Raw genomic sequence first — 25,997 nt, forward strand, 5'->3', positions numbered from 1 at the left:
CTATAAATTGTTTATTCTTCTAATATAACTTGTACTCTCTACTTCTTTAATCCTTATCTAATGATCCTACCATTGCTACCCTTTACCTAAAACACTTAGAATCCCTTAATCTACTTGTCACTAACTGTTCACCAAGATTTCACACTGAGTTCACATTAAGCTGATACAATTACTGATGTAATATACATTAGGAGGTTGCCTATGTTGAAAGATCAAAGCTTAGGTGAATGGACTAACACACTTTTAATATATAAATTTGCGTTAGATGAAATCAATACTAAAATTAGAATTTTAAATGAAGAATTTACTTTAACTCATAATCATAATCCAATCGAACACGTAAAATCACGATTGAAAAAACCTGACAGTATAATAGAAAAACTTGAGCGAAAAGGTTTAGAACTAACTCAATATAATTTGGAAAATTATATGAGTGATATAGCTGGAGTGCGTATTAGTTGTTCATTTATTAGTGATATTTATATGATCTATGAACTATTAAAACAACAAGACGATATTCATATAATAGAAATAAAAGATTATATAAAAAACCCAAAACCAAATGGCTATAAAAGCTTTCATATGATTATTGAAATTCCAATTTTCCTTGCTTCTGAAACGAAGAGAGTAAAAGTAGAAATCCAAATTAGAACAGTTGCCATGGATTTCTGGGCAAGCCTCGAACACAAGATTTTTTATAAATACAATAAAAAGGTCCCAAAAGCAATTATAGAAAGCTTGAATGAAGCTTCCGCAACAGTAAATTCTTTGGACTATAAAATGGAAATGATTAGAGACCAGGTTGAACAGTTGAATTGATTTGGGCAGATTTTTAAAGTCTTAGAAGATAAAAATTTTACTATCTCCCATTTCATTCCTGTAAACCCGAATAGTAAATTAGTATTGAAGAAACAAGGTATATTAACATACCTTGTTTTTAGTGTGTTGAAATATATTGTAGTCAATATAAAAAATACGAACAATAAATAATTTACGATGAAATTGCATTATTTTTATATATGATGATTTTCTATCGTATCTACCTGAAAGACAATTGAATGATAGTATATTTTTTTAACAAACTTGCAAAAATTCAACATAATTAACATCGTTATAATTAAAATATCTTTTTTGAGGGTCACTATTAATAATGATTTGTAAGTCGTGGGTTATCTATCACTTACAATTAGATTAATACAGGGAAATTCATTCGTTTAATAGACTAATCTATTGTTTTTAAGATTATTCTTTTTTATTAAGAAGTTGATTGGAACGAAAGGGTGATCGACTCCTATGGGATTAGCGGGAAGGCTGAGACCCCACAGGCGGAGCCGAGGAGGCTCAGGTCTCGCCCCATGGAAAGCGAGCACCCTGTAGTGGAAATCATAGCACACAACTATTTATAAGAGCTAAAATTAATTGACAAAGTTCCTTTTTAACAGCATGAAAACAAGGTATATTAACATCCCTTGTTTTTTATTTTATAATTTCAAATACTGTTTCAGCTATCATATAATGCACTCATTCTTTCATATATTAAATAACAAAGATTTTAAAAGAATTAGACTCATCTATTCTATTTCTAGTTCTTTCAGCTTTAAATTTAAGATAAAATAGGATATGTTAATATAAATGTAAATAAGAAAGTTTATGAACATAGATCAAAAAATTGGAGGAGCCGATTTGGATAATGAATTAAACTATAAAACAATCATTCCAGAAAATATTCCGAATGAACGTAAGTCCGCCTTAAAAACACTTGCCTACTATTTTTTAATATTTATTGTAGGTTTGAACTTACTAATCCTGATTGCTTCAATATGGGGTATGATTTTTGTTAGTGTTGCGGATATAAACCTTACTGAAAAACAATTTGATAATCTTATAAATACCGTTTCAATTTATTCGGATTCCATTTTTGGTGTCCTCAGCTTATTATGGCTCTATTATTATACGAAGAAAAAAGGACTTCTAACTTTAAGACGAATAAATATAACTGTAATTGACGTTGTTATCGTTTTAGGAGCATATGTGGTTCTTATGGCTTCCTCACAGCTTCTTGATGTTATTTTTCAACATTTCAATTATTCAATTGCTACGCCTGATAACCAAAAAGCAGTGGAAGGCTTATTGCGAACTAATCCAATCCTTATGATTATATCTGCGGTTATTCTTGCACCAATTAAAGAAGAATGGATTACACGTAAGTTAATTATTGGATCAATTTTTAAAAACTCGCCGATTATTGGTTTAATTGTAAGTTCATTTGGGTTTGGTTTATTGCATATGCTTGCTGGTTTTTCAATCTATGCATTACTATCTTATTCTTTAGCTGGTTTAATTTTTGGTATTATCTATATCAAAACAAAAAAAATCGAAGTTACAATTTTTGCCCATTTTTTAAATAACTTAGTTTCAATTATTGCTTTTTTTATTGTAAACTAACAAAAAAAACGCTCCTAGGGGCGTTTTTATAATGTATTTATGAGGTGTATAATGAGTTATTTATTGATACTAATTGGAGGATTTTTTGGAGCAATTCTTCGTTACCTAATAGGTCTATCAATCCATCCACTTTCAAATGGATTTCCAATTCAAACATTTTTAATTAATATAATTGGATGCTTCTTTTTAGGTTTCTTTTTGCCGATGGCTAAAGTTAAAATAAAACCTGAATATACATTACTAATCGGAACTGGATTTACTGGAGCATTTACTACATTCTCTACTTTTTCACTTGAAAATGTAGCTCTGATGGATGCAAAAAAATTGCTAGTAAGTCTAGTCTATATCATCTCAAGTTTAGTGATCGGAATAAGTTTGGCGTATCTTGGTTTTAAAGCGGCTGAGAAATTCAATAAAGTAAAAGGAGAAACCTCATCATGATTGTTATTGTTGGAATAGGTGGGGGAATCGGAGCAATTTTTCGCTATGCCCTTGGAAACTTTGTTAATAAAAAAGTTAAAACAAATTTTCCTTTTGGAACTTTCGTTATAAACATACTTGGATCGTTTATTTTAGGTTTTATCAACCATTTATACCTCGATAAATCGCTTTCTACTACAATGTGGCTGTTTATTGGTGTAGGAATATTAGGTGGGTTTACAACCTTTTCTACTTTTGGATACGAATCAATTCAATTACTGGTTGCAAAAAAGTATAAAACTGCATTATCTTATATCATTTTATCTACTATTATTAGTATTTGTAGTGCATATATCGGTTTTCATATTTTTAGATGAACCGAGAAATTAGATCTAAAAAAAACCTCTGTTCCCAGAGGTTTTTTATTTTTTCAATTTTATCAACCAAAATCTAATGTTTTACCGGTCTCTGCATATGTTTTTACATTACTTAAAATCATTGGCCAGGTTGATTTTGTATTTTCATATGAAGGGTGATTTTCTGGCCATTGGTCGTTAACTAGTGTTAATTTTGTACATTCACCCATCTCTTCAAGTGTAAGTGTAATTTTAGTTTCTAATTCAGCATGATTTTCACGGTAAACTGGACCTGCATGTTCTGTATAACTCATCATTTTATGAGGTTCAAATGCTAGAATTTTCCCATAAACATGCACTGTATGTTCTCCCGCTTCTCCTGGTCCAATATATTCATACTGTGCTCCGACTTCAAATGTTGATTTTAAAATACAACCAAAAAAGATAGCTTTAGTTCCTTCTGGCGAAACAAATATGTTCCACACCTCTTCAGGTTTAGCCCCAATATAAAACTCATACTTAAGATCTTCCATTTTCTCATCCTCCATTTGTTTTATGTGTAGAATGATGAAATTGATTCTAGATGATACTTCCATTATATACCAAAAGTAGATCAACTACTGATTTCATTTGTTTTCATGAATTTTTATATTAAAATTAAATCATACGAAATTTATTTATAGCTAAAAACAATTTTTAATGCGGGGTGACAAGATGAATTTAACTTATGAAGTAATTGACGAGGATCAAATTGGATTATGTAGAGATTTATGTAATGAATTAATGACATTTCAGAAGTCAAAAGCGAAGATCAAACCAGAGTTATTTGATAGTATGAATTTTGATACACGTATGGTTCCTTCAGTAAAAAAAGCTATACATAATTATATTGTTATCGTGAAAGATGGAGATCAAATCGTTGGTTATGTTTATTCAAATATTTCTCCAAAAGAAGTATATGTAAGCGAATTTGCAACTTTTTTTGACCTTTCTTCAGTCCATAAAAAGAATGTAGGATGTTTATCTCAATTTTACATTAAAGAAGAATATAGAAAATATGGAGTAGGCTCTGTACTATTCAAAATGTCAATGAACTGGCTAAAACAATTTGAAGATGTAGAGGATTATTTTATCTATGTTTCAAATGGTAATGAAGACGCTCTAGATTTCTATAAACGTAAGGGATTCTCTGTTAGCCATACCATATTAGATGGTTTTATAACAGTTTTAAGAAGTAACGATCAATTTCAAACAATATAAGAAAAGTATAAAATAAAGGGGTGTCTCAAAAGATCTTTCGAGACACCCCTTCTAATTTATTTACTATTAAAATGCCCAGTTACCATTTCTCATGATTGGTTCAACTGTACCATCTTCTTTAATACCATCGATATTTAATTCCGCTGATCCGATCATGAAATCAACGTGAGTTAAACTTTGGTTGATTCCTAATTTTTCTTGCTCTTCTGAAGGTAATTTTTCTCCATCCTTCATATTGTTTGGATATGCTTTACCTAAAGCTAAGTGGCAAGAAGCATTTTCATCATATAATGTGTTGAAGAAAATTAAACCTGTATTTGAAATTGGTGAATCATGTGGTACTAATGCTACTTCACCTAGACGGCGAGCACCTTCATCAGTATCTAATAAGTGTTGTAAAGTATCATAGCCTTTTTCAGCTGTAAAATCGACAACTTTACCATCTTTAAATGTTAAAGAGAAGTTCTCAATTAGATTTCCACCGTAATTTAATGGTAAAGTTGCTTTAACAGTACCATTTACGCCATGGCTATGTGGCATAGAGAATACTTCTTCAGTTGGAATATTAGGATTAAACCATTTTCCATCTTCACTGTTCGCTCCGCCACCTTTCCATACATGATTATCTACTAAATCAAGTTTTAAATCAGTACCAGGTGCTGTGTAATGTAATGTTTTGTAACGTTTGTCATTTAATTGAACAACTTTTTCTTGTAAGAAATCGTTGTGTTTAACCCAAGCTTCAACTGGATTTTCATTGTCTACTCGGCAAATTTTGAATACTGAGTCCCAAAGTAATTCCATCGCTTTATCAATTGGTTCATTTGGATAAACTTTTTCAGCCCATTCAACACATGGAATAGCTACGATTGACCATCGAATTCTATCAGCCATCATGTATTCACGATAATTATGTAGTGCTTTGCTAGCTGTTTTATTAAAAGTTGCAATACGTTTTGGATCGATCCCTTTTAATAATTCTGGATTTGGTGAAATTACTGATAAAACAGCACCACCATTTTCAGCTAATTCTTCCATAGCTGTTACTTTCCAGCCTGGGAATTCTCCAAAAACTTCTTCAGGAGCTAGTTCATATTTAGTACGAGTAATTACATCATCATTCCAATCAATGTTTACATTTTTTGCTCCAGCTTCATAAGCGAATCTTACAACTTTACGAACGAATTCTGCAGCTCCGATTGGCGCATTTATTTGTAATGTTTGTCCTGATACGATATTAACACCACTTTTTACCGCAAGTTCAGCATATTTTTCTAATGATTTTTCAAACTGAGACATTGATATCCCTCCATGTTTAACGATTTAAAAACCTAACCTACTAAATTATAATATAAAGTTCAGAAAATTGGTACATAAAAGAGACTGACTATTCATTTTTATTTGAAATGTCAGAGAGACTTTGGCAGACTAGTTAATTACTTGATCTCGTTGTCGCTCTTTAAACAAAAAAAGCACCCTCAAAAAGTGCTTTTTTGTTTAAATAAGTCTAAAATTTTTTATGAAACAATGTACGTTTCATAACCATTAACATTTAGGAATTTTTCAGCTTTCTCTCTGTCATTTTCTGTTTGAAGACTTATTCTTAGTACACCTGGTAACCCTTCACGTGATTCTATGATCCTTAGATTCGTAATGCTTACTTGATGAATCGATAAGATGGTCGTGATGTTAGCAAGCTCACCGACTCGATCTAAAACGTCTACATACAAATCAAAATAACTTGGGATGGCGCCATTTGCTTTTGCTGGCATGTTGTCTCTAAAATCTTTTGATTCCTTGAAATAATGAAAGATATCTTCTTTATCCTGGCTTTCAACAAGCTGATACATTTGTTTCATATCATCAATCCAATTCGAAATTAATGAAAGCAATGTATCCTTATTTTGAATCACAATATCTGTCCACATTTTTGGGCTGCTTGATGCAATCCTAGTAATATCCCTAAACCCTCCGGCAGCTAAAGCTGTTACTAAAGGCTCGTCCTTCGAGTAAGTTTTAACTTGCTTTACAAGATTAGATGCAATGAGGTGTGGAAAATGGCTTACCACTCCGGTGATTTGATCATGTGTTTCTTCATCAATTACAACAAAATGTGAACCTGTTCCTTTAAGCCATTCTTTTAATTCATCAATTTGATCATTTTTAGTATTTTCACTTGGTGTCAAAGTAAAATATGCATTTTCAAATAAATGAACTTTTGCACTCTCGATGCCAGTTTTATGGGAGCCTGCCATTGGATGACCTCCAATAAAGCAATAACCTTTATCTGTAAGAGTCTTTGAATGCCTCATAATTTCACTTTTCGTACTACCTACATCAGTTAATATGACATCATCTTTGAGTTCATATTCACTTAACATATGTATATATTTTATTGACTCCTCTACAGGACAAGAAAAAATGATTAGATGAGCCTTCTCGGCACAGTCTTTAAGCTGTACCGAGATTTCATCTAAAACTTGAATTCTCTTACCAATTTCAAGTTGTTTTTCGTTTATATCATATCCAATTATATTTACATCATGAACTTTTTTTATTGCCAAGGCAATTGAGCCTCCGATTAATCCTGTGCCAATTAAAAGGACGTTCTTTTTCAAGGCATTCACCGCCTATCCTTCATTAAGTAATATTATTTATGATTGTAGTTTTGCACGGAAGTCTTTTAACTCAAACATAAATTCTTCAAATTGTGGGATATTCATTTGTTGAGCTGAATCTGATAACGCAACTGCTGGATCTGGATGTACTTCAGCCATTATTGCATCTGCTCCAATTGCTAATGCTGCTTTTGCTGTCGGTAATAGTAAGTCTTTACGACCTGTAGAATGTGTAACATCTACTACAACAGGTAAATGTGTTTCTTTCTTTAGAATAGGTACTGCTGAGATATCTAATGTATTTCTTGTAGCTTTCTCGTAAGTACGAATTCCTCTTTCACAAAGAATAATTTGGTCATTTCCTTGTGAAATAATGTATTCTGCTGCATTAATAAATTCTTCAATTGTTGCTGACAGTCCACGTTTTAATAATACTGGTTTATTTACTTGACCAACTGTTCTCAGTAAATCAAAGTTTTGCATATTACGTGCACCAATTTGAATTACATCAACGTATTCTAAAGATCTTTCAACATCATTTGGATTTAGAATTTCACTTATTACTGCTAAATCAAATTCATTTGCTACTTCTCTTAAAATTTGTAGCCCTTCGTATCCAAGTCCTTGGAAATCGTATGGAGAAGTTCTAGGTTTAAATGCACCGCCTCGCATCATTGTTAAACCTTGTTGTTTCATAGCTTGTGCCACTGCACGTACTTGTTCATAGCTTTCAACTGCACATGGACCCATAATAAATGATTGAGAACCATCACCAAGGACAATATCATTTTTCACTTTTACAATTGTATTGTCAGGCTTTTTCTTTCTTGAAACTAAAAGAGCTTTTCTGTGATCATCCTCTTGTAACTCTAAGCTTGCCTGGAAGATCGTCTTGAAAATATGTTGTAAAGTAGAAGTTTCAAATGGACCTTCATTTACATTTGCAATCATATCTAATACTTCACGCTCACGAACTGGATCGAAACGCTTAATACCATGTTTAATCTTTTGCTGACCAATTTCTTGAACAACTTTTCCACGCTCGTTTAATAATTCAACGATTTTTAAATTAATCTCATCAACCTTATCACGTAATTGCACTAACTCATTATTTGTACTCATTTCTTTTTCCTCCTCAAATTTTAAATGTCTATTCCAATACCACTTCTTTTATCAAGAAGTAAGTATGTAAAAAATGAAAACAAAAAGTCCCTACTGAATAAACAGTAGGGACGAATTATTTAATCGCGGTACCACCCTAGTTGTGAACAAAAACTCTGTTCACCACCTTCATTTTGTTAACGATCAAAATGACCGTTTCTATTTTCATTAAATGAAATAGAAATTGCTCCAAGAATGTAATTCAGCATACCTTATGTACTGACTCGCAGCTTCCGTCAGCTCTCTTAAACAGGGAAGTTATGCCTACTGTGCCCTTATCAACGCAAATATATTTAATTGTCAAAAGATTCATTAAAAAAGTTATTAATGAGGATTATAAAGCACTTTTAAATAGACTGTCAATGCATTTTTTTTCTAGAATATGTAACGATTTTAAAAAAGATACATCGTTATTGGAATGGTAGCGCTTACTATTTTCAACATTTTTTTTATACTGCTTACATTTTTTTTATGGTACAGACACACAGAATTTGTACATTACATAAATATATAAATAACAACTAACCTTACCTTCCTTAGGAGTGATTATATGCCTGGTCTATTTACCGCCTTAAGTCTTTTCTTAAAAGAAGTGTTTGTGTTTGTTTCCTATGTTAAAAATAATGCCTTCCCTCAACCTCTTTCACAAGCTGAAGAAACGCTCTATTTAAATCGTATGGCAAATGGAGATGGAGAAGCACGGAATTTATTAATTGAACATAATTTAAGGCTCGTTGCTCACATCGTCAAAAAATTTGAAAATACCGGAGAAGATGCGGAAGATTTAATTTCGATTGGCACAATAGGTTTAATAAAGGCAATTGAGAGCTTTGTTCAAGGTAAAGGAACTAAATTAGCCACATATGCTGCTAGATGTATTGAAAACGAAATACTTATGCATTTACGTGCTTTAAAGAAAACAAAAAAAGATGTCTCCCTTCATGATCCAATAGGTCAGGATAAAGAAGGCAATGAAATTTCACTTTTAGACATATTAAAAACTGAGACAGAAGATGTAGTTGATCAAATTCAACTTAATATGGAATTAGAAAAAATCAAGCAATATATTAAGATTCTAGACGACCGTGAAAAAGATGTAATTATTCAGCGCTTTGGTATTGATATGGATAAGGAACTAACTCAACGTGAAATCGCAAAGAAATTAGGTATCTCAAGAAGTTATGTTTCGAGAATTGAAAAACGTGCATTAATGAAAATGTACCACGAGTTTTTAAGAGCTGAAAAAGAAAAGAAAAAAGATAAAAAATAAACCACTAAAGATGAATATGACCTCCAATTGTTAGTCAGATCTAACAATTGGAGTGAATTCATTTTTAGTGGTTTTATGCTTGCTCTTCTTTTTGCATTTTGCGTTTAAAATAATTGGATGTCAGAAAGAAACCTAATGCAAAAATCAGCATTGTAAAAACGATACTTTCGACTATTAATATTTTATGTTGGGTTAATCCGTCCTTTGGAAGGAGAGTCCCGATATAGAAAAAAGTAGCCAATGCTGTTGTTATTGCTCCAAATGTTTTAAAATCGTTAATTTTCGCCTGTAGCTTTTTTAAATTCACGAATACTACACCTTCCCTTCTTGTTGACTTAATAACTTTAACATACTTTATACAAAAAAAGTGAAGGTAATTAAAGGCAGTATATGTAGAGATTAGTAAGTACAATTTGTCAAGGAGTTAATTATTGTCTTGTTGATTTTTGCGTTATGCTTTATCACTAAAACTATATTGCTAAAATATTACCAGTATCTATTTCAACACAAAGAAGAAAGGAATTATTTTAAATCCCTTTCTCTTTCAAATGCGTATACTATCACATATTCTTAAGTTATTTTAGACCATTCTTAATAAACTCAATCGTACGTTCAGTTTCCTGTTCTTCGTTCCAAAAAGGTGTATTTTCTAGGACAATTGAAGAGATAACTAGACCAACTACTGTTGAGATAATTAGTCTTAGTACTGTCGGTATCGGTAGTTCTTTTATTTGCCCTTTATCGATAAACGATTGTAATACAGTGGCTACTTTAGGGTACATTTTATCTTTAAAGAGTCTTTTTAGCTCTTCTTGCATATCGTCTTGGAATGGCATTTCTTGTATGATTATTTTTACAACTGCCTTATTTTTCTTTGCAAATTCCATACGATTTTTAATAAGCGCATTAAGAAAATCTTCAAATGTTTCGTACTCTAAATGAAATACTGCTTTAGAAAAACGATCCATTTCAAAAGGAGCAATTGTTTTTACTAATGTCGGTTTAATAATACTTTTTAATAAATCCTTTTTTGTTTTAAAGTAACGAAAAATAGTACCTTCAGCAACATTTGCTTTTTTGGCAATTTCATTGGTAGATGTACTAACGAATCCTTTTTCTGCAAAAATTTCAATAGCAGCTTCAAGGATTTTTATTTCTTTTTCATTCATTTCTTGTAATTTTTCTTCTGGAAAAAACTCTTCTAATTTAATTGGTAACACTCCTTAAATTGAACGCTGTTTCTTTAATGCAACTATATTTAAAGAAATAAATAATATTGAAAATCCAAGTAGGATTAATAATTGATATACAACATCAGAAAGTGACTGCCCTTTTATCATAATTCCTCTAAGAGCTTCTGCTCCATATGTCAGTGGTAAAATACCCCCGATAAATTTGAACCAATTGGGTAAAAATGCCGTTGAGAAAATACCTGAAAAAAGTATTTGCGGAACAGCAATAACTGGAATAAATTGTACAACCTGAAATTCATTATTTGCATATGCCGATAACAGCATACCAAGTGTAAGAGCAGTTAAAGATAATAGAATATTAACTACACAGACTTCCCATGCACTTCCTACATTATACATATCTAATACACTGATTGAAAAGACTGTTATGATGATTGATTGGATTAAAGCAAAAAATCCAAAGCCTAAAATATAACCAACAACAATTTCCCATCTTTTGACTGGTGTAACGAGTAATCTTTCAAGTGTTGTTGTTAATCTTTCCCTTACAAATGAAATACCTGATAAGATAAAAACAAATAAGAACGAGAAAAATCCAATAAAAATTGGTCCAATTGAATCAAATGATTCCATATTTTTGCTACCATAAATTGGGTCCATTACTATTTTAAGATTAGAAGGGGTATTTTCCTTAACTGCCGATTGAATTGCATCCATTACTGCAGTTGATCTTGCTTTATCTGTCCCTTCAAACTGTACAACTATTTCTCCTGATTTGAACAAAACAGCTCCGTCAAGATCCATATTTTTCAATTTATCTTCAATGTCTGAAGGATTTACATTTTTTACTTTCGCATAATCTTTTACAATTTGCTCAAATGCTGGAGGCGCATCTACTAGTGCTAAAGTTGGTTTTGTGTCATCTTGTTTTAAGATATAAGAAAATAAAAACAATAATACGATAGGAGCAACAAAAATCATTGCAAGGGATCTTCTATCTTTTAAAAATTGTTTTATTATACGTTTAGAAATAGCAAAGACTCTCATGAGCTCACCTCAGTATTAAAATATAGGTCTTCGATTTTGCCTGTTTTTGATTGCGAGATTAAAATTTCAGTAGTATCTAAAGCGATTAATTCACCTTCTCTAATTAATCCGATTCGTTCACATTTTTCAGCTTCTTCCATGATATGAGTTGTAATAATTATTGTAGTACCTTGTTTTTTCATCTCAAAAAATTGATTCCAAATTTGCTTTCTTAGAACTGGATCAATTCCAACTGTCGGTTCATCAAGGATTAATAATGTAGGTTTATGAAGGATTGAAATTGCAAGAGAAAGTCGTTTTTTCATTCCACCAGAATATTGATTAACTTGCTTGTTTAATGAGTCCTCTAACCCAACGATTTGGGCTACTTCTTGAATTCTTGATTTAAGTTCTTTACCTTTTAGATTATATAGGGCACCAAAGAAACTTAAATTATCAGCACCCGTTAAATCGCTATATAAAGCGTCAGATTGTCCCATATAGCCTATTGAAGGAAGGACTGTGAAATTAGGCATTTCATTATTGTAAACTAATACTTCGCCATTTGAACTTTTATCGATCCCAGCAATTAATTTTATTAAAGTTGTTTTACCAGAACCTGATGGACCTAAAATCCCAAATATCTCTCTTTCTTGAATGCTCATTGAAATATTTTTTAGCACAGCTCTTTTTCCAAATAAACGGTCAACATTTTGGATTTGAACAACATTGCTCATCTTATTCCTCCGTTCAAGTCTATTTCTTTTAAAGTACACCATAATGAGTGAGTACTCACTTTATATCTTTATCTTAATCCACTTTTTATTGCCAGTCAACAAAAAGTGAGTACTCACTCAATTGTATTTTAATAAAAAAAGAAAGATGACTATAAGACATCTTTCTTTAAACAATTTATAACGCTTTAATCATTTCCTCAACCATTAATGTAGAATTAACAGCAGCAGTATGAATGAATTGATCAAATGAAATATTTGATTCTTTCCCTGCAATATCAGACAATGCTCTTGTTACAACAAATGGTACTTTAAAAGCATAACAAACTTGTGCGATTGCAGCTGCTTCCATCTCTACAGCATACAGATCACCAAATTTCTCTTTTACAAAGTCAACTCTTACTGGATCGTTCATAAATGAATCACCAGTTACGATTAATCCTTCAACAACTTGGATACCATTAATTTTTTCAGCGCATTTTTTAGCGATAGACTTTAATTTATCATCAGAAGGGAATGCAGCTGGCATACCTGGAACTTGTCCATATTCATAATTGAATGCGGTAACGTCTACGTCATGATGACGCACCTCAGTTGAGATAACAACGTCCCCAACATTTAAATCCGTATGGAGTCCACCTGCAGATCCTGTGTTAATAACAACATCTGGCTGGTATTTTTCTAAAAGAATTGCTGTTGCCATTGCTGCATTAACTTTACCAATGCCAGACTTTAATAAAATTACTTCTTTTCCTTCGTATGTACCTATGTTATATTCTGAACCCGCAACTTCTTCTTTTCTTACATTGTCTAATTTATCGCGTAATACATGTACTTCTTCTTCCATTGCTCCAATAATAGCTATTTTCATTCTTTTAATTACCTACTTTCTCTTTCAAACTTTAATTATTTTACCATATAGCGACATATCATTCATCTTTAAGAATACGTACAACAAAAAACACTTTAATTCTTAAAAAGAAGGACATTCTTTTACTTTACCGGAGCTAGCTTACTATGTGGCGTAAGCTTACCATTTCTCCTGTAGGGCCTAAAAACTTCATTCCCTCGTTTAATACTTTAACTCATTTACTTCTTGTACCAAAATAGGTAGCCAGCCTTCTTTTACAACCCAGTGTAAGTATACGACATATTTATAGCTTAAGTCGTTTGTGGCAACGTATACTTTTATACTTTGTTGATCGAATCCTTGTTCAATATGCCAAACTGAATAATCTTCTTTTGTTAAAGAAATCGCATTTGATACTGCTTCTTCCATTTCATAAAAATCCTGAGACTTATGACTATAGTGAACTGTATGAGGTTCAATTTGTCTTGTTTTGTTAGGTGTCCATTCTTTTACAGTCGATTCTATAATATTTTCATCGTTTATTGAATCTTTAATGATCTCATTTACTTTTTCACGATATTTCGCTTGATATGGATTCGGTATATCAGTCATTTGCTTTGGTTCTTGAGCAATCGTAGTAATCTTAGCTTTTGCCGTATTAGGCTCTATCTTTTGTTGGTTAACAATCGGTAAAGCTATTTTTATCCCTAAATAGATGATTCCAAAAAGAAGTGGAATAAGTAATATTCTGTAAAAATAATTCCCACTTCGTACTCGTCTTAATTTTTGGACCCTTTTGTTTGGTTCAATCGAAGACATTGACAAAATCCTCCAAAAACAACTAATTTTTCCCTATTTTAACATAGAGTTAATTAATTAAAAAAGCTATTTTGTGTGGTTTTTATCAAAGTTATAGATAGATTTTATTAAACTTGTAACTGTGTCAGAAGTAGATGTAACTTCGTTTGAAACATTTAAACTAACTACAGCGAATGCATATCTTGGCTGATCATATGGAAAATACCCTGCAAACCATTTGTTTTGTTCGACTATTTTACCATCAACTACTTTTGTTTCAGCTGTACCACTTTTCCCTGCTAAAGTGTAAGGTAAACTAGTATATCGATTTCCTGTTCCTTTCGCATCCGTAACGACACCACGAAGTAACTCTCTTAATTGTTGCATTGAATCCGGAGCTAAATAATCATCTACTAATGTCTGTTCTGGAAATTTAAACATTTCTGTACCATTTTTATATAATACAGAATCGACTACTTTTACTTGTTTTGGGCTACCACCTCTTGCAATTGTAGCCATCATATTAGCTACGGCTAAAGGGGATACTTTTACATCCTGTTGCCCAATGGAAGTATTTAAGAGCTTATCACTTAAATAGTTTCCTACAAAATAAGTTGGTTTCCCTTCGTTTTGAAATTGACTAAAACTAGACTCATGATAGACAGATCCTGTCCATCCTACTGGACCATCTAAACCTAGCTTTTTGGCATATGTTTGAAACATATCTTTATTTTTTAAAGTTAATTGTTTACCTAATTGACCAAATGTGTAATTACAACTTTCATAGAAACTTTGTTGAAAAGTTAAATTTCCTTTACGCTTTTTCTCTTCATCTTCGTATTTACCAACTAGATTATTATTACAATTATACACTTGATTTTCTTTCACAATTCCTTGATCTATTGCGGCAGCCGCTACAACTGTTTTAAAGACAGAACCTGGTGTACTAGCTAATAGTGCATAATTAGTCGCCGTATTATCATTCGAAGAAAATAGTTTTTGGAAATTCATATTTGGTCGGCTAACCATTGCTAATAAATTGTTAGTCTTTACGTCAATTAACACTGCTGCACCTTTTTGAAGTTTAGCTTGATCAACAGCCTGTTCTAATATTTGTTGTAAATCTTTATCTAATGTAGTTGAAAGGGAAACTGGATAAAATGGATTACTAGGTTTCGCATATTTTACTTCATTTCCAAACATCGGTTTACCTAAATTATCTACGTGAAGCATTAAATTAGATGTGCCATCAGATTTTAAGAAATCTTCAAACTGAGCCTCTAAGCCAATTACCCCAAATTCTTTAGGTTTATAATCTCGATCACTTTCATACTGTTTTTCATATTGTTCTTTATTTTCTCTAGCTATTCCAATTAGGTGTTCTGCCAATTGTTTATCGTCTTTGTCTTGAGACAACATGGAAATAAGTCCAGAAACATGTAAATTATTTATTTCATCAATTTGTTCCGATGATAATGTTTTTGTCATTCCTTCTAATGTAAAAGGTTCTTTTTTACCGTTAAACTGATTTTTAATAGCTGCAACCGGTACTCCTGTAATCGACGATAATTTATCAATCGGCCAATCGATTGTTTTTAAAAATGGAAATAAAATAACTTTTGGAGTGTAAGCTGCACTTAATAATTTTCCATTTCGGTCAAGTATTTTTCCACGTCCATTATCAATCCGAAACTGAAATGTTCTTTGAGCAACACTTCGTTCGATTAGATTTACCTTTTGTGGGCCAAAATTCTTTTGATGTAGTACACTAATATCTAAACATCTGTATACGATTAAAGAAAAAAGTAACGAAATTATAATTAATATGGCTTTTATCCGTCTATGCATATAAAAAACACCTCATCTACAGTGTAGACGGGGTGTTCTTTTTTCAAACAATTAAATTGTTAAACAAATCAAATTATTTAACAGCAAGAATTCTTACTTGCATATCTCCACCTGGAGTATTAACTGTCACTTCTTCACCAACAGTTTTGCCTAATAAGCTTTTTGCGATTGGAGAATCATTTGAAATTTTACCTTCAAATGGATCAGCCTCAGCACTACCTACAATTGTGTAAGTTTCTTCGTCACCAGCTGGCAATTCTAAGAAAGTTACAGATTTACCTAAAGTTACTGTATCTGATGCATCATTATTTTCAGTAATAATTTCAGCATTACGGATCATATTTTCTAAAGTTGTAATACGACCTTCAACAAATGCTTGTTCATCTTTTGCAGCATCGTATTCAGAGTTCTCTGAAAGGTCACCAAAGCTACGAGCAATTTTAATACGCTCTACTACTTCAGCACGCTTTACTGTTTTTAAGTTTTCTAATTCTTGTTCTAATTTTTGTTTCCCAGCTAAAGTCATAGGGAATTTTTTTTCGTTAGCCATTTTGTACACTCCTTTTAGTATCCACCGTTTCTTTTATGTAGAACTTCTAAATATATGTTTATACAATGTAGTTGTACAAACAGTGTATGAGAATAATTTATGAAACATTCAACTTATGAAAACGCATTCTTTTATATAGAAAGATGAAGAAGTTAGTGCTTCTCCATCTTTCCAAAATTATATTTAGGAATTATTCTCTCATATGAACGTATTATAATACACTTACTCTTTCAAGTATAGTCTGAATTTTTGTAGCCATTAAATCAATAGCCACAAAGTTCTGACCGCCTTCTGGTATGATAATATCTGCGAATTTCTTAGATGGTTCACAGAATTGATTATGCATAGGGCGTACAACATTTACATATTGATCTACCACAGAATCAACTGTTCTTCCACGTTCTTTTATATCTCGTTGTATTCGACGAAGTATTCGTAAGTCAGCATCCGTATCTACAAATATCTTTATATCCATTAAGTCACGTAAACGCTCGTCTTCTAGTACTAGAATACCTTCTAAAATTATAACTTCTTTTGGTTCTACAGGGATTGTTTCTGAAGATCTTGTATGAATTGTATAGTCATATACAGGTTTTTCAATTGCTTTGTATTGCAATAAATCTTTTATATGCTCAATAAACAAATCATTATCAAATGCTAATGGATGGTCATAATTTGTTTTCAATCTTTCTTCCATTGGTAAATGCGTTTGATCTCTATAATAAGAATCTTGCTGAATCATTAAAATTGAATGACCTTTAAATTGATCATAAATTGCTTTTGTTACAGAAGTTTTACCAGAGCCAGTCCCTCCAGCAATTCCAATTACAATGGGCTTATTCCCCATACTTCAATCCCTCTTTCTTATCAAACTAACTTTTTTCTCATCATGTTGTAAGGATAAACTTTTTGATCCACTTTAATTTTTACAATTTCTAATGGATGTCTTGCAGCGTCTACTTCTGTTTCATCTTCATTGACAATTACACCAACTGTTTGTTTGAAGTTTTCAATTTCAGGTCCAAAGAATTCAATTTGATCACCTGGCTTGAAGTAGTTACGTTGTTGGATTGTTGCGATACCAGTTTCATCATCATAGTCTAATACAAGACCTGCAAAATCATACGTAGTTTTTTTGCTATGATTTCCATACATTTGCTCTTTCATTCCTGGGAATCCTTCAAAGAATGAAGAAGCAGTGTCACGATTAGCACATTTATCTAGTTCTTCAACCCATTCTTCTTTAAATTCAAAGTTTTCTGGGTCAGCACAATATGCATCAATTATTTTACGATAAACGGATACAACTGTTGCTACGTAATGAATTGATTTCATACGGCCTTCAATTTTTAAACTATCTACACCCATTTCAATAAATTTAGGAATTGAACGTAATAAATTTAAATCTTTCGGGCTCATTGCAAATGGTGCATCTTCTTCAGCAAATAAAGCATTTTCTGATGCATCCGGATTTTGTGACTCAGTTTGGACTAAATCATAATCCCAACGACATGATTGACAGCATCCACCACGATTCGAATCACGTGCAGTCATATGATTACTCAAAGTACAACGGCCAGAATAAGCAATACACATTGCTCCATGAATAAATGTTTCAATTTCAACGTCTACTTTTTCTTTAATTTCTTTTATTTCTTCATAGCTCGTCTCACGTGCTAATACTAATCGATGTAATCCTTCTTCTTTCCAGTACTGAGCAGCACGATAATTTGATAAAGATTGTTGTGTACTTAAATGTACTTCTAATTTAGGTGCAGCTTCTTTACATGTTTCAATAATATATGGGTCAGCTACAATAATACCCGTAACTCCAGCAGCTTCAATTCCTTGTAAATACTCAACTAATCCGTCCATGTTTTCGTTATGAGCAAATATATTTGTTGTTACATAAATTTTCGCATTAAATTTGTTTGCAAATTCTACTCCTTCAGCCATTTCTTCAATAGAGAAGTTATCTGCATTCGAACGTAAACCGAACTCTCTACCACCAATAAATACAGCATCTGCGCCATATCTTACTGCAATTTTTAATTTTTCTAAATTACCAGCCGGTGCTAATAGCTCAGGTTTCTTCACGATTACACGTTTGCCATCAACTATTTTATCTAATTGTCCAATTGCCATTATTAGTCCTCCTCTTTAATACAGGGAAGGTACAAGGTTCTAGGATACTGTTTTTACTGATTTCTAGAATTCCCTGGCTTTCCTGCTTTTCCATCATTAATCTAAACTCTATTAATACACTGTTTCTTTAAAGAAAAATCCTGTATCCAGTGGTCTGTTAATAGGTTGGATTGCTTCGATTTTGTCGAAAAGTTCGTCTTTGATTTCTTCGTAGGCCCCGCGGTCTTCTACACATAGGTCTATAGCTTGTCTATATAGTTTTGTAACTTCAATGATATACTCTGAAGATTTTAAGACACCATCAATTTTGAATGAATCAATACCTGCATCAACTAATTCTTCTAACTCGTTAACAATACAAATATCATTTGGACTCATAATATGAGTACCATTTTGATCTTCAAAAATTGGATATTTATTATTACGTTCGTGGTCAACTAAGAACATATTTTCTTCATATTTTTTTTGTTCAACGATTTCTAAATTCTTACCTTGGTATTCAAAATAGTTACCAACAAGTGAACGTTTTGATTGGAACATAGCAGTCATTCCATGTACTTGTACTTCGATTTCTACCTTAGCATTTTCTTTAATTTCAGCAACAGCTTCAAAGCTTAATTCTCTAGCTAATACCGCACGTTTTGATCCACGTTTACCCCAGTAATTACAAGTAAACCAGTTTGTAGCCGTTGTTTCCGTATTCCAATGTAATTGCATATTAGGTGCAATCGCACGCACTGACATAAGAACTGCAGGATCTCCGAATACAATTGCATCTACATTTGCATCTCTTAAAAAAGCAATATAATCTTCAATTTCATCAAGAATTTCATTATGGTAAACGCCATTCATAGCTACATATACTTTTACATTTTTTTTATGTGCAATTTCTACCGCTTCTTTTACAGCTTCACGATTAAATTCGCCCGCTAAGCGTAATCCAAAACGTTGTTCACCAATAATAACTGCGTCTGCACCTGCATCAGCTAATTTATCTATATCACTTAGGTTAGTTGGCGTAACTAATAATTCAGGCTTAATCATTATTAACTCCCCTTTTCTTACTAATAGCAACTCCATCACCTATTGGTATAATTGTCGAATCATACTTAGGGTGATTCATTAGCCATTCATTGTAATTTTGAATCTTTTTTATTAAAGCTTTCTTTCGTCGATCATCAACTAAATCCGCACTTTCAGCAACTTGGCCTTTAAATAAAACATTATCTGATATGATAACGCCTCTGTCTGATAACAAAGGCTCATATAATTCAAAAAATCGTTTATACTGAGCTTTAGCTGCATCGATAAAAATAACATCATATTGTCTGTTTTCAGGCAATTTTTCTTTTAAAAGTAAAGCATCACCTTCTAAAAGTAGAATTCGATTACTGTAATCACTTCGCTCAATAAACTCTTTTGCTTTTCGAATTCTCTCTGCGTTTCGCTCCATTGTAACAATCTTCACATTTGGAAACTCTTTTGCCATTCGAATACTTGAATAACCTATCGCACTTCCAATTTCAAGAATTGAAGTTGGCTGTATTAAATAAAGTAAACCAAGCATAAATTCCATGCCTGCTTTATCCATGATCGGCACATGATGCTCAAATGCATATGTTTCCATTTCTTCTATAAAAGGTTCTCTATGTTTATAAAAATTCGCCAAGTATTGACGAACTAAAACGTCATTCATTGCTTATAAAGCCTCCAATAGAAATACAACCTTGTCTTAAAACAAGGTGTAAGTAAAATTTCTGTGTATCTGAATTTTTTTAGACCCGTAATATTCTAACATAAAAAAAAGACCCTTGGCTAGTACCAAGAATTGTAGCAACGCTTTCACTGTTTTTTAATTTACAAAATTCCTCAGTAGACTATTTATACTACTGAGGAATTTAATATTTTGTATACAAGTATTTCCAACTTTTTATTTTATATGCTTTTCTTTTTCAGTATTGTGCTCTGCTAACGATTTTGTAAAGATTACTTTACCTGTTTTATCTGCAAGGAAATATAGATAATCTGATTTAGCAGGCTCAAGAGCGGCTACTATACTATCAACGCCAGCACTTGCGATTGGTCCTACCGGTAACCCTTTAACGTAATAGGTATTATAAGGAGATTTAACTTCTAAATCTTTATATAATACACGTTCTTTATGTTTACCAAGTGCATACAAAACTGTTGGATCCGTTTGTAACGGCATTCCTATTTTAAGTCGATTATAAAATACACTTGAAATTAACTTTCGATCGGTTGTACCAGTTGCTTCTTCCTCAATTAACGAGGCCATTGTTAATGTCTGATGAGGCGTAAGTTTTTTATTACTCATTTCTGCTTTATATTGGTCTAAAATTTTCACTGTTTCATTTAGCATAGGTGTGATAATTTCCTCTAAGCTCGGAGTAAAATCCCCATACATATAAGTTGAAGGATATAAGTACCCCTCTAATGGATAGCGAATTCCAGGTTTAAAAATATCATTCGTTATTAATTGAGGGAACTTTTTTTGTAGCCCCTGAATAAATGATTTATCATTCAACTGTTTTAGTACAGCTGCTTGATCTAATTTAAATTCTTTTGCAATAATCGCTGCAATTTCGTTTATTTGAGAACCTTCGGGAATCATTAAATCCTTTACAGCAACCTGATATTTACCACCTACCTGTAAGTGGTTTACAATCGTTGCAACCCCTTGGTTTTCGCTAAAATGATAATTCCCTGATTTTAGACTAGCTTTGTTATGCAACTTCACATATAGTTTAAAAATTGATGTATTTTTTATTAAGTTTTTCTTTTTAAAAATTGCTGCAATATTATCAACAGAGCTTCCTTCAGGAATTGTTACCAATTTAATTTGTTTATTTGCTGAATTAACAGGTTTTAACATATATTTATAAGTTGCAAAACCCGCTCCAACTACGACAATACAAGCAATAATTAAATATGTAAAAATAAGCATACCTTTGCTTTTTTTATTTGTATTCTTGTATCCATTCTTATCAAAATCATTAAATGACAAACTTATCTACCTCCTTTTCCACGTTATAGTATACTACAAATATGTGCTAAATCGGCAATTTTCTACATAAAAAAAAATGCTAAACACTTTTATAAGCGCTTAGCATTTTTAAATCCAGAGATATTATTCTCCTTCTTCTTCGTCAAAGAAAGTGTTTAATACTTCTTCAACCATTTCCCACTCTTCGTCAGATTCGATTGGATATAACTCTCCATCTTCTCCATCTTCTGCAGGAATGAAGCTAGATGCATGATAGATTGGGTCTCCATCTTCATCAAACTCTTGTCCAACTGGACTATAAATTACGTATGATTTACCATAATCATCTGATTCAAAAGTCATGATAATATTACAAAGAATCTCATTACCTTCCTCATCGATGATTGTAATTTGTCTGTCTTCACCGTGTTCCATTTATATCACCTCAATTATTTTAATCCTTTTATGTATAAGTGAATAGTTGGAGGGGCCGACCATAAGTACTAATGCAAATACTCTTGTTGTCGGCCAATCTCCATTCTACTTTATCACTTTATACTATCTAAGTAGTTTTGTAAAATAACTACTGCTGCCATTTTATCAATTACTTGTTTTCTTTTCTTACGACTTACGTCAGCAGAGATTAGAAAACGTTCGGCAGCCATTGTTGAAAGTCTTTCATCCCATAGTATAACCGGAAGATTGAATTCTTCTTCAATCATTTTTCCAAAACGCGTACAAGCTTCACCGCGTTCTCCAATACTTCCGTTCATATTTTTAGGTAAGCCTACAACTATTTTTTCGATTTCGTAGCTGTCGATGATTTCTTTTAGTCGGTCTAGTCCAAATTTCTGACGTTCTTCATCAATTTTTACTGTCTCAATACCTTGAGCTGTCCAACCAAGAGCATCACTTACAGCTACACCAATTGTTTTAGTACCTACATCTAGCCCAAGTGCTCTCATTAATTATTCTCCACGATGTTGTAGTAAGTAAGATTTAACTAATTCTTCAATGATTTCATCACGTTCTAATTTTTTCATCATACTTCTTGCGTCATTGTGACGAGGAATGTATGCAGGATCACCTGATAATAAGTATCCTACTATTTGATTGATTGGATTATAGCCTTTTTCTTGTAACGCGTCATGAACCTTTAACAAAACTTCATTAACTCGTATATCTTGACCTTCATCTTGCAAACTAAACTTCATCGTTTTATCAAATGAATCCATACAAAGCACCCCACTTATCCGTATATTTTTAGCTAATTACATTGTACCATTTTTATTACGCAGTTACGAATCAGCTAAAAATTTTTATATCTGTTATTGTACACGATTTTTGTATTATTTTGAAATCGTGTTCATCCATTTTTCAACAAAAGCAACAGCCTCGTCTAATTTTGAAGGATCTTTACCGCCAGCTTGAGCCATATCAGGACGGCCTCCGCCTCCTCCACCACAAATTGAAGCAGCTTCTTTTATTAGATTTCCTGCATGATATCCTTGACCTACTAAATCTTTTGTAACACCAGCAATTAAGTTAACTTTACCTTCATTAGCAGAACCAAGTAATACAACAACAGAACCAATTTTATTTTTAAGGTCATCAACCATTGTGCGAAGACTATTCATATCTGCTCCATTTACTTTAGCAGCAACGAATTTTACTCCATTTACTTCTTTCACGTTATTACTAATATTTCCTGCTTCAATATTACTTAATTTTGAAGAAAGTGATTCATTCTCTTTTTGTACTTGTTTTAAATCTGATTGTAAAGTTTCAATACGAGCAACAACGTCTTTTGTATTTGATTTTAAAAGGCTAGCTGCCTCTTTAAGTTGACCAATTTGTTCTTGCATATATTCATAAGCTGATTTGCCAGTTACTGCCTCTATACGGCGCGTACCAGCTCCAATACCTGACTCAGAAATTATTTTAAATGTACCGATCGATGCTGTGTTATCAACATGACAACCACCACATAGTTCAAGACTATAATCTCCAACTTGTACTACTCGTACTACATCACCATATTTTTCACCGAATAATGCCATTGCACCCATTGCTTTTGCTTCAGCAATTGCTTTTTCAGAAATTTGAACAGGGATGCTTTCCCAAATTTTTTCATTCACAATTTTTTCTATTGTTTCAAGTTCTTCAGACGTTACTTGACCGAAATGCGAGAAGTCAAAACGTAAACGTTCTTGGTTTACTAATGAACCTGCTTGATTTACATGAGTTCCAAGTACATCCTTTAATGCTTGGTGTAATAAGTGAGTAGCTGTGTGGTTCTTTACAATGCTTGAACGGTTAGCTTTATTAATTGTTGATTCAACTTTAGTACCAACTGATAACGCACCTTCAACAACTTTCACTCGATGTAAATTTTGACCGTTTGGAGCTTTTTGAACATCAAGCACTTCTACCTTTAAACCAGGAGCAGTTAAAGTTCCACGGTCTGCAATTTGACCCCCACTTTCAGCGTAGAAAGGCGTTACATCAAGAATTAAATGAGCTTCTTCTCCATTTGCTACATCTTCAACTTTTTCTCCGTCTTGTACTAGAACAAGTACTGTAGATTCAACCGAACCTTCGCTATACCCGACAAAAGCTGAAGTTTCTTTGATTTCACGAAGTGCTTCACTTTGTACCTGCATTGAGTCAACATCTTGTCTTGCAGAACGAGCACGCTCACGTTGTTTTTCCATTTCAACTTCGAAACCGTCATGATCAACTGTTAATCCTTCTTCTTCTGCATATTCTTCTGTTAATTCAATTGGGAATCCATATGTGTCATAAAGACGGAAAACATCTTCACCTTTAATTACAGTACTTCCTTTAGCTTTTGCATCTTTCATTACATTTGTAAGAAGTGATAATCCTTCATGTAATGTTTCATGGAAACGCTCTTCCTCATTTTTAATTACTTTTTGAATGAACGGTACTTTTTCTTTTACATTTGGATAGTAGCTTTCCATGATTTCAGCAACAACTGGAACAAGTTCAAACATAAATGGACGCTCAATACCTAATTTTTTAGCAAAACGAACTGCACGACGGATTAATCGACGTAATACATATCCACGACCTTCATTTGAAGGAAGAGCGCCATCTGCAACAGCAAAAGATACTGTACGTATATGGTCAGCAATTACTTTAAAAGCAGTATCTTGATCTAATTGTCCATTTCGATATTTTTTACTAGAAATTGTTTCAACAACATTGATAATTGGCATAAATAAATCAGTATCAAAGTTTGTGTCTACTTCTTGTATTACACTTGCCATACGTTCTAAGCCCATACCAGTATCAATGTTTTTATTTGGTAATTCAGGGTATTCTTTACGGTCTAAACCATCTTTTGAATTAAATTGAGAGAATACAATATTCCAAATTTCTAAATATCGATCATTTTCTAAATCCTCTTTTAATAATTTAATTCCAATGTTTTCTGGATCATATTTTGTTCCACGATCATAGAAAATCTCTGTACATGGTCCACATGGTCCTTCACCAATTTCCCAGAAGTTACCTTCTAACAGGATAATATGCTCAGGATTTAATCCTAATTTAATCCATAAATCATACGTATCTTTATCTTCTGGATAAACAGTAACGTATAATTTTTCTTTTTCAAAACCAAACCATTCAGATGAAGTTAAAAGCTCCCAACCCCATGTTACAGCTTCTTCACGGAAATAATCTCCGATTGAGAAATTACCTAGCATTTCAAAAAATGTATGGTGACGAGCTGTTTTCCCAACATTCTCAATATCATTTGTTCGAATTGATTTTTGTGAATTTGTTATTCTTGGATTCTCTGGAATTACTCGACCATCAAAATATTTTTTTAATGTCGCTACACCACTATTAATCCATAATAAAGTTGGATCTTCTACTGGTACTAAAGATGCACTTGGCTCAATAGAGTGACCTTTTTCTTTAAAGAAGTCTAAGTACATTTGGCGAATTTGAGCAGCAGTTAGCTTTTTCATTATATTAACCTCCATTTAGTAAATTTATAATGTTATAAAAACAAAAAAATCCCGTCCCTAAAACAGGGACGAGATGTACTCGCGATACCACCCTGATTATGAATAGAAAGCTAGTTGCTTAGGCAAAATGCCTCAAAGTCTATTCATCACCTCAAGAGACCGTAACGTGGTCTGACGCGTCAGTGATTAGCTGCATTCAGGAGTAGCTTTTCTGTCACCCTTCATTAAAGTTTCTTTCAGCCTAGGAAACTTCTCTCTTTTGCATAAGCTTAAATGGTTTAGTGACATACTTGTTCCTTCAAAATTTTGCAAATATAA

At 32.5% G+C, this 25,997-nt stretch carries 27 protein-coding genes and 1 other annotated feature; of the genes, 6 read left to right on the forward strand and 21 right to left on the reverse strand.

Translation table 11 applies throughout. The features are described 5' to 3' along the window. Positions 1 to 201: 201 nt before the first annotated feature. The 4 genes from COE53_RS05135 to crcB (COE53_RS05150) all read left to right on the forward strand — a co-directional run bounded on the left by COE53_RS05135 (position 202) and on the right by crcB (COE53_RS05150) (position 3,242). A complete protein-coding gene (locus COE53_RS05135) occupies positions 202 to 819 on the forward strand; it encodes a GTP pyrophosphokinase (RefSeq protein ID WP_069035113.1) in 618 nt (205 codons plus the stop codon). A gap of 864 nt (positions 820 to 1,683) precedes the next feature. Continuing rightward, positions 1,684 to 2,445, forward strand: coding sequence for a CPBP family intramembrane glutamic endopeptidase (locus COE53_RS05140; protein WP_069035114.1), 762 nt, complete (start codon positions 1,684 to 1,686; stop codon positions 2,443 to 2,445). 51 nt (positions 2,446 to 2,496) lie between these two features. Then, positions 2,497 to 2,886, forward strand: a complete 390-nt coding sequence (gene crcB, locus COE53_RS05145) for a fluoride efflux transporter CrcB (RefSeq protein WP_098947526.1) — start codon at positions 2,497 to 2,499, stop codon at positions 2,884 to 2,886. Then, positions 2,883 to 3,242 carry a fluoride efflux transporter CrcB gene (gene crcB / locus COE53_RS05150; protein ID WP_069035116.1) on the forward strand — a complete coding sequence of 120 codons (360 nt, stop codon included), beginning with the start codon at positions 2,883 to 2,885 and terminating at the stop codon, positions 3,240 to 3,242. Before crcB (COE53_RS05145) ends, crcB (COE53_RS05150) begins: the two co-directional genes overlap by 4 nt. 62 nt (positions 3,243 to 3,304) lie before the next feature. Here the strand turns inward: crcB (COE53_RS05150) and COE53_RS05155 are convergent, their stop codons facing one another. Continuing rightward, positions 3,305 to 3,754 (reverse strand): SRPBCC family protein, encoded by a 450-nt coding sequence (locus COE53_RS05155; RefSeq protein WP_069035117.1) that lies wholly within the window; start codon positions 3,752 to 3,754, stop codon positions 3,305 to 3,307. 181 nt (positions 3,755 to 3,935) lie between these two features. On the opposite strand from COE53_RS05155, the gene COE53_RS05160 reads away from it, so the two are divergent. Next, positions 3,936 to 4,481 (forward strand): GNAT family N-acetyltransferase, encoded by a 546-nt coding sequence (locus COE53_RS05160; RefSeq protein ID WP_069035118.1) that lies wholly within the window; start codon positions 3,936 to 3,938, stop codon positions 4,479 to 4,481. 66 nt (positions 4,482 to 4,547) lie between these two features. Here the strand turns inward: COE53_RS05160 and COE53_RS05165 are convergent, their stop codons facing one another. From COE53_RS05165 to COE53_RS05175, 3 genes are all read right to left on the reverse strand, one after another. Then, entirely contained in the window at positions 4,548 to 5,780 is a 1,233-nt protein-coding gene (locus COE53_RS05165; protein WP_069035119.1) for an aminopeptidase, read from the reverse strand. A gap of 218 nt (positions 5,781 to 5,998) precedes the next feature. Further along, positions 5,999 to 7,099, reverse strand: a complete 1,101-nt coding sequence (locus tag COE53_RS05170; RefSeq protein ID WP_069035120.1) for a prephenate dehydrogenase — start codon at positions 7,097 to 7,099, stop codon at positions 5,999 to 6,001. 36 nt (positions 7,100 to 7,135) lie between these two features. Beyond that, entirely contained in the window at positions 7,136 to 8,221 is a 1,086-nt protein-coding gene (locus COE53_RS05175; protein ID WP_069035121.1) for a bifunctional 3-deoxy-7-phosphoheptulonate synthase/chorismate mutase, read from the reverse strand. A gap of 103 nt (positions 8,222 to 8,324) precedes the next feature. Then, positions 8,325 to 8,551 (reverse strand) — a binding site (T-box leader). A 259-nt stretch (positions 8,552 to 8,810) separates the two neighbouring features. Between COE53_RS05175 and sigK the strand changes: the two genes are divergently transcribed. Further along, on the forward strand, positions 8,811 to 9,530 hold the full coding sequence (gene sigK / locus COE53_RS05180; RefSeq protein WP_069035122.1) for an RNA polymerase sporulation sigma factor SigK: 720 nt from the start codon (positions 8,811 to 8,813) through the stop codon (positions 9,528 to 9,530). 73 nt (positions 9,531 to 9,603) lie between these two features. On the opposite strand, the gene COE53_RS05185 is transcribed toward sigK, so the two are convergent. The 17 genes from COE53_RS05185 to alaS all read right to left on the reverse strand — a co-directional run bounded on the left by COE53_RS05185 (position 9,604) and on the right by alaS (position 25,679). After that, on the reverse strand, positions 9,604 to 9,837 hold the full coding sequence (locus COE53_RS05185) for a YrhC family protein (RefSeq protein WP_069035123.1): 234 nt from the start codon (positions 9,835 to 9,837) through the stop codon (positions 9,604 to 9,606). A 268-nt stretch (positions 9,838 to 10,105) separates the two neighbouring features. Continuing rightward, positions 10,106 to 10,750 carry a TetR/AcrR family transcriptional regulator gene (locus tag COE53_RS05190; protein WP_084007012.1) on the reverse strand — a complete coding sequence of 215 codons (645 nt, stop codon included), beginning with the start codon at positions 10,748 to 10,750 and terminating at the stop codon, positions 10,106 to 10,108. Positions 10,751 to 10,753: 3 nt separating this feature from the next. Then, entirely contained in the window at positions 10,754 to 11,770 is a 1,017-nt protein-coding gene (locus COE53_RS05195) for an ABC transporter permease (RefSeq protein WP_069035124.1), read from the reverse strand. Next, positions 11,767 to 12,486, reverse strand: coding sequence for an ABC transporter ATP-binding protein (locus COE53_RS05200; protein WP_098947527.1), 720 nt, complete (start codon positions 12,484 to 12,486; stop codon positions 11,767 to 11,769). Before COE53_RS05200 ends, COE53_RS05195 begins: the two co-directional genes overlap by 4 nt. 175 nt (positions 12,487 to 12,661) lie before the next feature. Further along, the gene (gene mtnN / locus COE53_RS05205) at positions 12,662 to 13,354 is read right to left on the reverse strand and encodes a 5'-methylthioadenosine/S-adenosylhomocysteine nucleosidase (protein ID WP_069035126.1); all 693 of its coding nucleotides are present in this window, start codon (positions 13,352 to 13,354) and stop codon (positions 12,662 to 12,664) included. A 201-nt stretch (positions 13,355 to 13,555) separates the two neighbouring features. Then, positions 13,556 to 14,152 carry a YrrS family protein gene (locus COE53_RS05210; RefSeq protein ID WP_069035127.1) on the reverse strand — a complete coding sequence of 199 codons (597 nt, stop codon included), beginning with the start codon at positions 14,150 to 14,152 and terminating at the stop codon, positions 13,556 to 13,558. 66 nt (positions 14,153 to 14,218) lie between these two features. Beyond that, complete coding sequence (locus COE53_RS05215) at positions 14,219 to 15,979, reverse strand: peptidoglycan D,D-transpeptidase FtsI family protein (protein WP_069035128.1); 1,761 nt, start codon at positions 15,977 to 15,979, stop codon at positions 14,219 to 14,221. 73 nt (positions 15,980 to 16,052) lie between these two features. Continuing rightward, positions 16,053 to 16,529 carry a transcription elongation factor GreA gene (gene greA / locus COE53_RS05220; protein ID WP_056472726.1) on the reverse strand — a complete coding sequence of 159 codons (477 nt, stop codon included), beginning with the start codon at positions 16,527 to 16,529 and terminating at the stop codon, positions 16,053 to 16,055. Positions 16,530 to 16,740: 211 nt separating this feature from the next. Then, on the reverse strand, positions 16,741 to 17,376 hold the full coding sequence (gene udk / locus COE53_RS05225) for a uridine kinase (protein WP_056472723.1): 636 nt from the start codon (positions 17,374 to 17,376) through the stop codon (positions 16,741 to 16,743). A 20-nt stretch (positions 17,377 to 17,396) separates the two neighbouring features. Further along, a complete protein-coding gene (locus tag COE53_RS05230; RefSeq protein WP_069035129.1) occupies positions 17,397 to 18,674 on the reverse strand; it encodes a peptidase U32 family protein in 1,278 nt (425 codons plus the stop codon). A 111-nt stretch (positions 18,675 to 18,785) separates the two neighbouring features. Further along, a complete protein-coding gene (locus COE53_RS05235; RefSeq protein WP_069035130.1) occupies positions 18,786 to 19,718 on the reverse strand; it encodes a peptidase U32 family protein in 933 nt (310 codons plus the stop codon). Next, complete coding sequence (locus tag COE53_RS05240; RefSeq protein ID WP_091022697.1) at positions 19,711 to 20,370, reverse strand: O-methyltransferase; 660 nt, start codon at positions 20,368 to 20,370, stop codon at positions 19,711 to 19,713. The genes COE53_RS05235 and COE53_RS05240 overlap by 8 nt, the downstream gene beginning before the upstream one ends. A gap of 234 nt (positions 20,371 to 20,604) precedes the next feature. After that, positions 20,605 to 21,639, reverse strand: coding sequence for an endolytic transglycosylase MltG (gene mltG, locus COE53_RS05245; protein ID WP_069035229.1), 1,035 nt, complete (start codon positions 21,637 to 21,639; stop codon positions 20,605 to 20,607). A 183-nt stretch (positions 21,640 to 21,822) separates the two neighbouring features. Further along, on the reverse strand, positions 21,823 to 22,113 hold the full coding sequence (locus tag COE53_RS05250) for a DUF1292 domain-containing protein (protein WP_056472710.1): 291 nt from the start codon (positions 22,111 to 22,113) through the stop codon (positions 21,823 to 21,825). A 113-nt stretch (positions 22,114 to 22,226) separates the two neighbouring features. Next, positions 22,227 to 22,643, reverse strand: coding sequence for a Holliday junction resolvase RuvX (ruvX, locus tag COE53_RS05255; RefSeq protein ID WP_069035132.1), 417 nt, complete (start codon positions 22,641 to 22,643; stop codon positions 22,227 to 22,229). 3 nt (positions 22,644 to 22,646) lie between these two features. After that, positions 22,647 to 22,913, reverse strand: a complete 267-nt coding sequence (locus COE53_RS05260) for an IreB family regulatory phosphoprotein (protein ID WP_069035133.1) — start codon at positions 22,911 to 22,913, stop codon at positions 22,647 to 22,649. A gap of 114 nt (positions 22,914 to 23,027) precedes the next feature. Beyond that, the gene (alaS, locus tag COE53_RS05265; protein ID WP_098947528.1) at positions 23,028 to 25,679 is read right to left on the reverse strand and encodes an alanine--tRNA ligase; all 2,652 of its coding nucleotides are present in this window, start codon (positions 25,677 to 25,679) and stop codon (positions 23,028 to 23,030) included. Positions 25,680 to 25,997 lie beyond the last annotated feature (318 nt).

The sequence above is a fragment of the Bacillus sp. AFS029533 genome, assembly GCF_002585125.1.
Taxonomy (GTDB): Bacteria; Bacillota; Bacilli; order Bacillales; family Bacillaceae_G; genus Gottfriedia; species Gottfriedia luciferensis_B.